The sequence below is a fragment of the Bacillus sp. AFS098217 genome, assembly GCF_002551815.1.
GTDB lineage: Bacteria > Bacillota > Bacilli > Bacillales > Bacillaceae_G > Bacillus_A.
Genome location: NZ_NVPR01000070.1, coordinates 1 through 11704, shown reverse-complemented (window position 1 = coordinate 11704; position 11704 = coordinate 1). Strand labels below are relative to the sequence as shown.

General features: G+C 34.7%; 13 protein-coding genes and 2 pseudogenes. 8 read left to right on the top strand and 7 right to left on the bottom strand.

Annotation, left to right across the window (positions count from 1 at the left end; translation table 11 throughout):
* Window positions 1-29 precede the first annotated feature (29 nt).
* On the top strand, window positions 30-302 hold the full coding sequence (locus COO03_RS18565; protein WP_097898573.1) for an HU family DNA-binding protein: 273 nt from the start codon (window positions 30-32) through the stop codon (window positions 300-302).
* A 99-nt stretch (window positions 303-401) separates the two neighbouring features.
* Here the strand turns inward: COO03_RS18565 and COO03_RS18560 are convergent, their stop codons facing one another.
* Window positions 402-833, bottom strand: a complete 432-nt coding sequence (locus tag COO03_RS18560; protein ID WP_097898572.1) for a hypothetical protein — start codon at window positions 831-833, stop codon at window positions 402-404.
* Between the two features lie 158 nt (window positions 834-991).
* Between COO03_RS18560 and COO03_RS18555 the strand changes: the two genes are divergently transcribed.
* The gene (locus tag COO03_RS18555) at window positions 992-1969 is read left to right on the top strand and encodes a hypothetical protein (RefSeq protein ID WP_097898571.1); all 978 of its coding nucleotides are present in this window, start codon (window positions 992-994) and stop codon (window positions 1967-1969) included.
* 103 nt (window positions 1970-2072) lie between these two features.
* Here the strand turns inward: COO03_RS18555 and COO03_RS27150 are convergent, their stop codons facing one another.
* Entirely contained in the window at window positions 2073-2189 is a 117-nt protein-coding gene (locus tag COO03_RS27150) for a hypothetical protein (RefSeq protein WP_170958128.1), read from the bottom strand.
* Between the two features lie 421 nt (window positions 2190-2610).
* Entirely contained in the window at window positions 2611-4002 is a 1392-nt protein-coding gene (locus COO03_RS18550; protein WP_097898570.1) for an FAD-binding oxidoreductase, read from the bottom strand.
* A gap of 366 nt (window positions 4003-4368) precedes the next feature.
* On the opposite strand from COO03_RS18550, the gene COO03_RS18545 reads away from it, so the two are divergent.
* The 4 genes from COO03_RS18545 (at window position 4369) to COO03_RS18530 (ending at window position 7051) form a co-directional block, all read left to right on the top strand.
* On the top strand, window positions 4369-4890 hold the full coding sequence (locus COO03_RS18545) for a GNAT family N-acetyltransferase (protein WP_097898569.1): 522 nt from the start codon (window positions 4369-4371) through the stop codon (window positions 4888-4890).
* A gap of 211 nt (window positions 4891-5101) precedes the next feature.
* Window positions 5102-5620: a GNAT family N-acetyltransferase gene (locus COO03_RS18540; RefSeq protein WP_097898568.1), complete on the top strand. Its 519-nt coding sequence runs from the start codon at window positions 5102-5104 to the stop codon at window positions 5618-5620.
* Complete coding sequence (locus COO03_RS18535; RefSeq protein WP_230322518.1) at window positions 5559-6098, top strand: DinB family protein; 540 nt, start codon at window positions 5559-5561, stop codon at window positions 6096-6098. The genes COO03_RS18540 and COO03_RS18535 overlap by 62 nt, the downstream gene beginning before the upstream one ends.
* Before the next feature lie 53 nt (window positions 6099-6151).
* Window positions 6152-7051, top strand: coding sequence for a GNAT family N-acetyltransferase (locus COO03_RS18530; RefSeq protein ID WP_097898567.1), 900 nt, complete (start codon window positions 6152-6154; stop codon window positions 7049-7051).
* A 505-nt stretch (window positions 7052-7556) separates the two neighbouring features.
* On the opposite strand, the gene COO03_RS18520 is transcribed toward COO03_RS18530, so the two are convergent.
* Window positions 7557-8468 carry a VanW family protein gene (locus tag COO03_RS18520; RefSeq protein ID WP_097898565.1) on the bottom strand — a complete coding sequence of 304 codons (912 nt, stop codon included), beginning with the start codon at window positions 8466-8468 and terminating at the stop codon, window positions 7557-7559.
* 413 nt (window positions 8469-8881) lie between these two features.
* Here COO03_RS18520 and COO03_RS18510 point away from each other — a divergent pair, with 413 nt between their 5' ends.
* Window positions 8882-9208, top strand: coding sequence for a hypothetical protein (locus tag COO03_RS18510; RefSeq protein ID WP_097898563.1), 327 nt, complete (start codon window positions 8882-8884; stop codon window positions 9206-9208).
* A gap of 116 nt (window positions 9209-9324) precedes the next feature.
* Complete coding sequence (locus tag COO03_RS18505) at window positions 9325-10404, top strand: DUF3900 domain-containing protein (protein ID WP_097898562.1); 1080 nt, start codon at window positions 9325-9327, stop codon at window positions 10402-10404.
* Window positions 10405-10647: 243 nt separating this feature from the next.
* On the opposite strand, the gene COO03_RS18500 is transcribed toward COO03_RS18505, so the two are convergent.
* The 3 genes and pseudogenes from COO03_RS18500 to COO03_RS27765 all read right to left on the bottom strand — a co-directional run.
* Window positions 10648-11217 carry a GNAT family N-acetyltransferase gene (locus tag COO03_RS18500; protein WP_097898561.1) on the bottom strand — a complete coding sequence of 190 codons (570 nt, stop codon included), beginning with the start codon at window positions 11215-11217 and terminating at the stop codon, window positions 10648-10650.
* Window positions 11218-11234: 17 nt separating this feature from the next.
* A pseudogene (locus tag COO03_RS18495) lies at window positions 11235-11441 on the bottom strand (GyrI-like domain-containing protein); the annotation flags it as partial.
* A gap of 107 nt (window positions 11442-11548) precedes the next feature.
* Window positions 11549-11704: pseudogene (locus COO03_RS27765) on the bottom strand (GNAT family N-acetyltransferase); the annotation flags it as partial.

Here is an 11704-nt window from a genome sequence, read left to right as displayed (position 1 = left end):
TTCATAGAGTAAATTAAGAGATGGATATAATGAGTAAAACAGAGCTAACAAAAATCGTGGCAGAAAAAGCAGAACTATCACAAAAAGATGCAGCTGCAACAACACAAGCTGTATTAGATTCCATTACAAATGCACTTGTAAACGAAGAGAAAGTACAAATCATTGGATTTAGTACATTTGAAGTCCGTGAAAGATCTGCACGTATGGGACGTAATCCACAAACTGGTGAAGAAATGCAAATCGCTGCTTCAAAGGTACCTGCTTTCAAAGCCGGAAAAGAGTTAAAAGAAGCAGTAAAATAATAAATACATAACAAAAAGGATCTGCTTTTAGGCAGATCCTTTTTATTAAACTATCATTCAAGTAAAAGGAAGTTAAATTAAATCATCTTATTTTTCATATTATTCCATAGTCCGAGCAGCTGCATCGAATGATCCTTTTCCACCATTTCTGTGAATAACAGTGAGCTTATAAGTACCTTTCGAAAGAGTATAATACGTATTTGTAAAACCTTTACCTGCCGCTAGTGATCCCTTGTCAACAAGATCTCCTTTTGAGTCTTTTAAATACCAGTCAAGCGTACCTGTAGTTTTGTTTGTGACGTGAACTCTCATATCTGCTGTTTTAGCATGTTTGAAAGTCACTTTCCTTTCTCCGTTAACCAGAGTATAAGTCTTATTAGATATTACAGCGCTTTTAATTACTCGTGTTTCTTTACTTTGTAGGGAATCTTGTGATATAAGGTTTGAATTTTCACTACTTGCAAATGATGTACTTGCTCCAATACCTGTTAAAGCTACAGCAATCACCGGAATAACTAACAATTTTTTCATAATAAATATCCCCCTTAATAGTTTTTGACCCCCTCTTACCTTACAACATATCCCAATTGTTTACTTAATATATGCATATTTGCATATATTTTACAGTTTTTGGTATGGTAGTATATCTAGTGAATCATGACAAATACATATCTTATAGGGGTGGAAAAATGATTAAAATGAAAAAAATAACCGCATCATTACTTGCAAGCGCTTTACTCATACTTCCTACATGTGCAAGTGCAGCGAACCTGAACGGTGTAGTGGCCAATAAATGGGAGGCTAACGGTACAATTCAGAACGCAGTATTGACGGATGAAGGGCATATTTTAGCTGAAAACTCCTATGATTTTGCTCTTCTTAGCACTGATAATGGTGAAACATTGTCAAAAGGAAGAAATAGGCCTAGTTTTCCTACAAAAGGAATGGTAAAAATGGCTGATGGTAACATTTTTATTGCGGGATCACAAGGAAAATGGAAAGTTGTAGACTCATATGGAGATGAAATTTCACAAGGAAAGCTATCAGATTCACGTAATACGAGATTTGTTAAGCAACTATCGAATGAAAATATTTTGTTAGTACAGGATAGCGGATATTATACTATTCTTAATTCATCTCAAGAATTGTTGAGAACAGGAAAGTGGCAGAATACTTGGCATATTAACGATTCAGTTGAGTTACCTAATGGAAACCTTTTAATGGTAGGGGACCAAGGGAAATATCAAGTTATGTCACAAAAAGATGGGAAAATTGTTGACTCAGGAGATTGGGGCGCTACGAAGCATCATATCGTTTCTATTGACAAACTTTCTGATAATAGAATGTTAGCTGTAGGGGCGGGTTCAAAATTCATTCTCTTTGATAAAACAGGAAAAAAGATTGATAGCGCGGAACTGTCTGACCAAGAAAGTAAGAATTATAAGTGGGACAAAGTAGTGGGTCTTGATAATCAGCATGCGTTAGTGATTAGTTCAACTGGTTTAATTCTTTTGGTTCACGTTGATGACAAGAATCATATTTCAATTAAAGCAAAAACAAAAATAAGCAACTACTCTTCTAACGGATCTGTATTTAAAGTTGCAAACAATCAAGTATTTGTTACGCTTTCCTCCGGTAGATTTATTATTTATCAAGCAGATTTATAAAAATATGAATCTATGAGGCAGAATTGAATAGAATCCACAACAAACAAGCAAAAGGCACTCTCATGTCATACATCATATAAGAGTGCCTTTTGCTATTGATTTATTATCTTGTTAAATATTGTTGCAAAGCTTTAAGGAGAGTCTTTGCACCTTCAGAACTTAATGTGATATTCCCATTGGCTGGCGAAAAATTATGCTCTGAAATTTTTCCCGTAATCATACATGCAAAGTTAGGTTGATATCCTAGACATTATGTATGATTGTACGTTGTCACAGAGTTTCAAAGTTGCATAATATTTTTCAAAACACCTATTTGATAGGTTTATTTGTTATACACATTTTTAGTGTAGTCGTAGAAATTTCAAAAAATGCACTCACATATACCCTCTTGGTACCCTTAGCTTGATGGTGATGTGAAGTGCCCCCAAAACGAAAATTTTATATCTCTACAGTTATTTATGAGAATTTAATTCATTTTTTTGTTTTGGGAACACTAATTTCTTAACTTGATGGCCATGCAATGGAGAAATAAATTAACAACAAAAAAAGGTTATGCCGATATGTAGCATAACCTTTTTTTATTTACATAAACATACCAGAGATCAAACTAATTATAGTCGCAATAGCTAATTTAAATAGCATCATTTCTTATTTTTGATTTTTAAAATTTTATTTGGATTAAGGATATTCTGCGGATCAAGAGCTTGTTTTATTTTTTCCATTACAAGCAGTGCCGCTCCATGCTCTTTTTCTTGATATTTTTGTTTACCAATCCCTACCCCATGTTCACCTGTACATGTTCCATCACGCTCAAGGGCATACATAACAATCTTTTCATTTATTTCTTCCGCATTCTTTATTTCTTCTTTATCATTTGGATTAACCATTAAAAGAACATGAAAATTCCCATCACCTACATGTCCAAGAATACCGCCAATTGCCCCGGTAGAATCTACTGTTTCTCTTGCATACTGTATCGCATTTGCTAACTCTGAAATTGGGAGACACACATCCATACTCATAAGCTTTTTACCAGGACAACTATGGACATACGCATAGGCTAAATTGTGTCTTGCCTCCCATAATTTATTTCTAGCTGCTGTTTCTGTTTCAAATGCAATTTCCTTACATTTATGATCCTGAACAATTTCTGTAGTAAAGTCAATGTCTTGTTTTAACCCTGCTTTATTTCCATGAAACTCTAAAAATAATGTTGGTTCTTCCCTATAGTCTGTTTCACTATAACGATTAACTTGCTTCATAGACAGTTCATCAACAAGTTCAATTCTCGCAATTGGAATACCAGCTTGTAAAATATGAATCACAGCCTCCACTGCATCATTTACTGATGGAAATGATGCTCTTGCTGCCATAGTATGCTCCGGTATACCATATGCTTTCAGCGTTAATTCCGTAAAGCAACCAAGGGTTCCTTCTGATCCAACAAAAATACCATTTAAATGATAACCTGATGATGATTTCGCAGCTAAATTACCTGTATGTATAATCGTTCCGTCAGCAAGAACTACCTCTAAATCACGAACTTGATCTCGCATCACGCCATACTTTACAGATGTTGTTCCACTTGCGTTTGTAGCAGCCATTCCTCCTAATGTCGCATCTGCACCTGGATCTACACTAAAAAACAAACCATATTTTTTTAATTCTTTATTAAGCTGTGAACGGGTTACTCCAGGTTGCACTTTAACAAGAAAATCCTTTTCTCTTACCTCAAGTATTTTGTTCATAAGTGAGAAGTCTATTGTAATCCCCTTTTCATATGGAATTACATGCCCTTCTAAACTCGAACCAACCCCAAACGGCACAACAGACTTTTGATGTTGGCTTGCTAGTTTCATTATTTTACTCACTTCTTCTGTCGTCTTTGGAAATACAACCACATCTGGTAAACTACTAGCATGATAGGACTCATCTTTACTATGTAATTCTCTTACTGTCATATTTACTACTACTCGTTCTTCAGGAAGTACATCTTTCAACTCATTGACTAAACGTTCAATTGTTATTTCCATCCCCATTCTCTCCTTTTCTAAAAATCTCAATTTTAAAGCAGATTGCCATTTTTATACATAATAATCCGAAAAATAAAACAATTCAAGTTTTAAATATATGTATAGAGGCTATATAAATCCATTTTCATTTTTCGACATCTACATCCCTGCTATGCAGAACAAAAAGTAACCTACACTCGTTTGCTCNNATGTGGCAGAAAAGGGCCCTGACCGCTTCTATACATAGCCAAATGCTCTCTCCCATCTAAAAATATGTCGGTTTTTAATTGATGGATATATAGCCTTCCGTTTGACAGAACGAATACCCTTCAACTATCTTAGATATAACATACAAAATCTTATATCATATAAAGGTGGTGTTATAGATTGATAGTTCTTGAAACAGAGCGACTCACTCTCCGTTGGTTCGACGTTACAGATGCTCCATTTATACTAAAGCTGTTAAATGATCCTGCATGGATACAATTCATTGGTGATAAAGGAATTCGAAATCTAGAAGACGCACGAGATTATATTTTGAACGGTCCCGTTGCCATGTATCATAACCTTGGCTTTGGCCTTTACTTAGTAGAACGAAAAGAAGACCTTATGCCCCTTGGAATGTGTGGTCTTATAAAAAGAGACTCCTTAGAAGATGTAGATATTGGCTTTGCCTTTCTAGAGAAATTCCGCTCAAAAGGATACGCCTATGAATCTGCTTCAGCCGTGATGGATTATGGAGAAAAAACATTAGGATTAAATCGGATTGTGGCAATTACTTCTATAGATAACGACAATTCAGCTAAACTTTTAGAAAAAGTCGGTTTAAGGTTTGAGAAATTACTTCCATATTCCGAAGATGAAGACGTTAAATTATTTGGTTATAACGCACCTTCATCTTCACAATAAGCCGAAATGAATAATTCGCAATACAAAAAAGATAGAGACAGCAGAATATACCTCTATCTTTTTTTGTATATAAAAACCATTATTTGTACGTAAGGCGACTCAATCAGCACCCTTTCTACGTTCTTTTACGATTTCACTTTATAAATCGCACCGTTATTTTCTTAATTATGTTAATATTATAAATATCGCATTTGAAAGGGGAATATTTACAGTGGATGTTTATTTAATCACTCCTACAATTGACTTACAAAAAGAATACTTAGATTTTTATCATGAATGGAAATCTAGTGGTGAAACGATGATTCCGTGGGTTATTGAAAAAGATCCTTCTAATTTCCCAGTAATGGTTCAAGAACTGCTCGATGCAGCTGAAGGAAAAAATCTCCCTAAAGGCTGGGTACCTGATTCAACTTATTGGCTTGTCACACAGGATAAGAAAATCGTTGGAGCTGTAAATATTCGTCACAACTTAACTGAACATTTATTCAATGCTGGTGGACATATCGGCTATGGCATCCGTCCTTCTGCAAGACAAAAAGGATATGCTACAAAATTATTAGCTTTATCATTAGAAAAAGTAAAAGAATTAGGTGTTACAAAAGCCCTTGTCGTTTGCGACGAATGGAATGTTGCTTCTGAAAAAACGATTTTACATAACGGGGGCCTTCGTGACAGTGATTTTATTGAAGAAGATGGTAATGTTGTTAGAAGATATTGGATTGAGTTATAAATATCCAGTAGTAAATAAAAATGGAGGGATTCTCATGTCTACCTTGGCAACACAATTAGAAAATACCATTTATACTGCTTCTCAAAAGATTATACTTCTTTCTGATATGGACATAAAACGCACCCCGACAAAATGGTCTAAAAAAGAAATACTAGGTCACCTTTGCGATTCTGCTACAGTAAACCATAAACGTTTTGTTGATATCCTTACTTCGAAAGACAAGGTTACACTCACTGGTTATGATCAAGATTTATGGGTACAAGCACATCATTATCAGCAGTCTTTTTCATCAAATGAAGTTCTAAAAGTATGGAAAACAATGAATATGCAAATTATAAAACTACTAAACAATGTAACAAATGAACAATGGCAACTTGCATGTAAGTTACAGAATCAACAGGAAGTAACTTTAGAATGGCTTGTTACAGATTATGTTGATCATATGAACCATCATCTTCATCAAATATTTACAAACTAAGTTTCTTTTCTATATTCTTCAGATTCCACGAATAATATGGAGGAGAAAATCACATGCGACTCTTTATAAAGGAATACGAAAATACCAATGAAGGACAAGTAAAACAGTTAATCGATTTATGCCATGAGGAATCTTATTTACTACACTTACTAGAAAGCAAAAAGTTACGTTATACATACGCTGCTTATCATGAGACACAATTAGTCGGTATGTTCATTGCTTGGAGATGTGATTTTCACCCGCATTGTACTTACTTTCGTATTTTAACTAATCCTTCTTACGCTCACATGAAAATTGAAGAACACTTGTTACATAAAGTAACAAAACTTGAACAAATGGATCTTCCACTGCAAACATCTACTTGGGAAACTTCTGTTCATTTAAAAGAATTTTATGAGCGAAATGAATTTAAAGAGATTCGAAGAACTTATATGCCCTCTTTAACAGTAAAGAATGCTAAAAATATTTCACCTTTAAAAGAATGTAATAGTGAATTATACAATTTACAAACATTATCGACCATAATTTCAAACGATCATTTCATGAAAAAACTTGTTCGACTCGTCAAACGAAACTATGAAGAAACTCATTTAGACAATCCAGTTGGAGAGCATGAATTGGAGACATGGGAAAAAATGATATTAGCTGATGACATCTTGACGGAAGGAAGCTTTATTTATTTAAACGCGGAGAAAGAAATTATTGCATATTCTTTCCTACACACATCTGAAAAGAACGATACTTTAGAACTCGGATGGCGCGGGACTCATGCGATTCATCAATTAGAGTTACTTTCGCAGTTAGCTTTACAACAAGTGATGTACGCAAATAAGCATGGTTATCAGTTCATTCAAGGCGAGTTTGATTCAACATGTGTATACGGGATGGAGATTTTAAAATGTCTTCCTTTTGAACCTTGTCCGACTTGGATTACATATCAAATGAATTGGTGAAGATTTGTTCCTAAAACTATATATACATCAATAAAAAAAACGACATCCCCCTTTTTTAGGTGGAAGAGAGCATCTGGCCATGCATAGAAGCGGTCAGGGCCTTTTCCTGCCACATGCGAAGTAAAAACAGAAAGGGCAAACGAGTGTAGGTTGCTTTTTATTCTGCATAGCAGGGATTTAGATGGTGCAAAATTTGCCAAAGTGAAAGATTGCTTTGGTGTTATTTGGGATTTAAATTACACAAAAGCTTAAATCGTTCTTCATGGAAAAAGGTGCTTTCTATACGAAGCACCTTTTTTATATAGCATTATACAACCTGATTGATTGATTTATCTTCTCTATTTTGTTCCTTTCTATTTACACCTTTTAAGGTTTTACATGCACACAAAAAGCCACCCTTTCTAAAAAAACACTAGAAAGAATGGCTCAGTTCAATCTTCTATTAATGAAATTTTTCTTCATCCCTCACTAATAGACAACCTTCATCAATAAACAGGGACTATTCTTATTTCATTGCACGTACTTCAGCAACAAGTTTATCGCCCTCTACACTCATATAAAGCTTCACAGGTACATCCTTTGTATTTTCAAACACTAAATCTAAATATGGATATGCTATTGTAGCATCTCGCCCTTTTGGAACATATCCAACTGTTTTGGAATGCGTTGTTCTCTCTACCATTTTTAAACCAGCTTGATCTGCAGCATTGAATAGAGTAGATGATGTTTGACAAACACCGCCTCCATAGCCATCTACTAGTTTGCCATCGACAATTTCTTTACCTAACTGGTATCCTTTGTCTGGCGTTGTATCCCCAATTAATGAATTAAAAGAGAAGCGATCTCCTTTTCCTAAGACAACCCCGCTAACGTTACTTGCAGATAGACGAATATTTTCAATTCTACCGCCAGTAGAGCCACCTAAATTCGTTTCATATCTACCGATTACTGCACCACTTCCACTAGCATCATTTGGTGTTGCTACTGGTTTTTTCTCAACGATTGGTAATTGATATGAAGAATCCCACATACCTACATTCATTAATTTGTCTATTAACTCTTTTTCCATTAATTCATAAGAAGGTTTACCTTCTTGCCACGTTCCATCACTTGCCATACGTGAAGGAACCATCTTTTTATCAACGCTTTTTCCAACTTCACCAGCAATCTTCGTTACTTCTTTTTTAAATTTATTTTCATCTTCAAAGTAGCCTAAGTCTGCTAAATTTAACTTTTTCACTTCAGTTCCACTTCTAGGATCTACTAAACTGATACTATCATTGACATCTGTTTTAGCCTCTACCGCATGGTCACCCATATCGCTTACTAAAGCCACATCGCTAACTTTGGTGCCACATCCACTCACTACACCAATACATATTGCCCCTATTACTATACTTTTTACTTTACGAAACAATATACTCTCTCCTTTTCCCTAACAACTTTTCATTCTTTATTTCTCTAATTTTATGTATATATGGTTACAGAACATTACGATATGATTATAGAATATTACAATCTGATTTCCACTCTATTAAAATTACTCTTTTCTCTGTAAAATGTCTACACATATTTGCTTAAAACACTTAACTTTGTTAAGATTGTAATCTTTATCTTTTTTAACCAGTATATACCATGTAACAAGTGAAAAACAAATGTAATACATTGATATTTTATATTTTTTGTATGTTAGACCATTTTTGAAATGATCTTTACAAGCTCCCTTCAAATTATAAGCACCTACTTTATGGGTATTTGCCGTGCCACCCATCCGCTCTTGCACATACATTATGGTGAATTTAACCTAATTTTAAAGAACGGAGGATGTTTATGTATACCCACAATCCATACGATCCATATAACCCTTATATACATCAAGCGCAATATGATCTTCAACCACAATACCAACCATATATCGGACAAACAGAACAAATCGATCCATATGATCCAAATAGACAATTTCAAATCCCTATTTCATTCCCAGGTGGCGGTAGTCGCCAGCTAGAGAAGCGAGTAACCGAGCTCGAGCGACAAGTCAATCAACTTCAGCAAACAGTTGAACGCCATACACGCAGGCTGAATCGCTTAAATCAAAGATTACGTACTGTAGAAAACAGGCTGAACATTCCATTTTCAGCACTTGAGGATGGCTTTTAATTTGTAAAAATAAAAAATGATATAAGGAAGGGACCTCCCTTCCTTTATTAAATTGACGAATGTTTTCTCCATCTCTATACTGGTAAGAGTCAATGAAATGAAACAAGGTGATAAATATGGATTTTGAAATAAATTTTCTTTCTTTCTATGTTGTACAAGTTGAAGGAAAAGGTGAACAAGCAGATAAACGATATAAGCATTTCCAAACATTAGATGCTGATGAGTATGAAGATAGCTCCTTAAAAGAATTCTTAGATGGGGAATTATTAAAAATATCGAAACGAAAAGTAGAACGCCATGCAAAAACAGAACAGGCGCCGACAAAAATTGGCCGATTTATCGTAGAACCCGGACACGAATTAGATTCAAATCCTCATTATAATTTATTTAACCGCATTCGCTTTGCGGAAACGAAAGAGAATTTCAAAGATATGAGCGAACCTCTTGTTTATACATATATCGATACGAGCGCTGTACGTGGCGGTGTATTTTTAGTTGCTCAAGCAAAACTACGAAAATACTTCGATGATCCATTCGTCTTCGTTATGAAATGTGATTTCGAACCAAAAGTCGCTTCCATCTCTGACGAAGCAACACTTATTCGCAACGTTGAAATGGCGATTACAACAAAAAACATGAAGTCAATTCAATACCCCTACATGCCAGAAGAAGGAATGGTTGAAGTAGGCGAACTAAAGATCCATCAAGCATCACACGCTCGTTACTTTGAGGACTTCTTAAAATTCGTCGAATACGAGCGTTCCATGCCAGAAATTATGAAAACACAAGTTATGGATATGGTATACGATCAAATTGAAGACGTCTTTGAAGAAGGAACAGAAGAACGAGAACAATTTGACCAAGCGATGGAAGTATGGGCTGCAAGTCCAAAGCGTGAAATTATGGAACAGTTTTCAACAGAAGAAGTAATGGAAGCTACCGCTCAAATCGTCGAGCATGCTCCTGAAGTTGAATTGAAAGTAAAAGCTGACCATATTTCTGTGAAGGCACTACTTGCAGATTTTGGAGACCAGATTCATATTGCGAAAGTAAATGACAGATATGTATTAATGATAGAAGCTGACACGTTAACTTTCGAACAAGGTTTTTCACCGATAGAATTCCTTAAACCCGACGATTTACATGAAGTAGTCGATCGGGTTATAAAAAAAGGGGCGAATCCGTATCTGGATTAAGTTTATTGGTGTAGAGGTGACATCTAAAATCATCAACTTGTGTTCACAGATGTGATCATAAATCACTAACATTTACGGTTCTAACATTGAATAATAGCTTCCATACTATAGAGCGCTAAATATTGGCGCTCTTTTATTTTTTCCTATATATATGTGTCAGAATGTAGTCAGCAAAAATATACGGATGCTAAAACCTTCTATTACATAAATCACTCCATCGCTAACCAATCGAAAAATACTCCATTACCTTATGTAGTCTTCTTTAAGGATGCCGTATATTTCTAAATCAATTACTCCTTTACCAGACCATAAAGAAGCTTGTCTTAACAACCCTTCTTTCATAAAACCGTTTTTTACGAGGACTTTTTTTGAAACCTCATTTACAGGCATGACCTCTGCTTGAATTCTGTTTACATTCACTTCTTCAAATAAAAATTTTACCAACATACGAACGGATTCAGTTGCAATTCCCTTCCCCCAATACTCCTCTGCCAAAAAGTAGCCAATGGATACCATATTCACTTTTTGGTTAAAATCCATAGATTCAATAATTCCAACTAATTTATCACTTTGATTCTTCTGAAAGATACCCCATTTAATTCTGCTTTTTTTATGATAGTCCCTATCAAAATGACCAATCATCTTTCTTACCGTTTGTAAGTTATGTTTAGGAATGATTCCACAATATTCAAATACTTTATTATTGTCGTAGATCGAATATACTTCCTGTAAGTGTATCTCTTCGATTTTTCGTAATACTAGATTCACGGATTCCAATACTGGGAAATCCCCAAAAGCCATTTCAATATTCATTTGATTCTCTCCTTAGGTTATTCCTTAATTGGTATATAGATTTTCATTTTCATTTCATTTGGAATTGTTGAATTTAAAACATCAGTAATTTCAAAATCTGGTCCCTCTCTTCTCTCATATTTAGAATTCGGTAACCATGTTCCATAGATGTATCTTCTCATGTTTTGAGCTAAATCAATGGTCCTGTTGACTTTGAATTCAGCATATTTATCCTTTGGGATTTTCGTCCGTTCTTCTGTAAAAGATTGAATAGACGAAGTAATATCTTTGATAGGTCTTGAATGTCTTTTTGTAATGCCTGATAAAGAAGTGGAAAATAAGTTGGTTTTTTCTATCCCTCTTGAATTTCTTTAATGCTTTTTCCTTCTAAAAACGCATGTCCCGTTTTAATTTTTTCTACTGTTTCAAATCCATACTTTTCATACACTTTTTCTACTATTTCATTAATTGGGATCACCCAAAGATTATCTAGTCCTCTATTCATTAC

Bases quoted from the DNA above. Each gene is read 5' to 3' on its own strand.
- COO03_RS18505 (WP_097898562.1), top strand. From the start codon at position 9,325: ATGGATTTTGAAATAAATTTTCTTTCTTTCTATGTTGTACAAGTTGAA.
- COO03_RS18565 (WP_097898573.1), top strand. From the start codon at position 30: ATGAGTAAAACAGAGCTAACAAAAATCGTGGCAGAAAAAGCAGAACTA.
- COO03_RS18500 (WP_097898561.1), bottom strand. From the start codon at position 11,217: ATGAATATTGAAATGGCTTTTGGGGATTTCCCAGTATTGGAATCCGTG.
- COO03_RS27150 (WP_170958128.1), bottom strand. From the start codon at position 2,189: ATGATTACGGGAAAAATTTCAGAGCATAATTTTTCGCCAGCCAATGGG.
- COO03_RS18560 (WP_097898572.1), bottom strand. From the start codon at position 833: ATGAAAAAATTGTTAGTTATTCCGGTGATTGCTGTAGCTTTAACAGGT.
- COO03_RS18550 (WP_097898570.1), bottom strand. From the start codon at position 4,002: ATGGAAATAACAATTGAACGTTTAGTCAATGAGTTGAAAGATGTACTT.
- COO03_RS18530 (WP_097898567.1), top strand. From the start codon at position 6,152: ATGCGACTCTTTATAAAGGAATACGAAAATACCAATGAAGGACAAGTA.
- COO03_RS18510 (WP_097898563.1), top strand. From the start codon at position 8,882: ATGTATACCCACAATCCATACGATCCATATAACCCTTATATACATCAA.
- COO03_RS18555 (WP_097898571.1), top strand. From the start codon at position 992: ATGATTAAAATGAAAAAAATAACCGCATCATTACTTGCAAGCGCTTTA.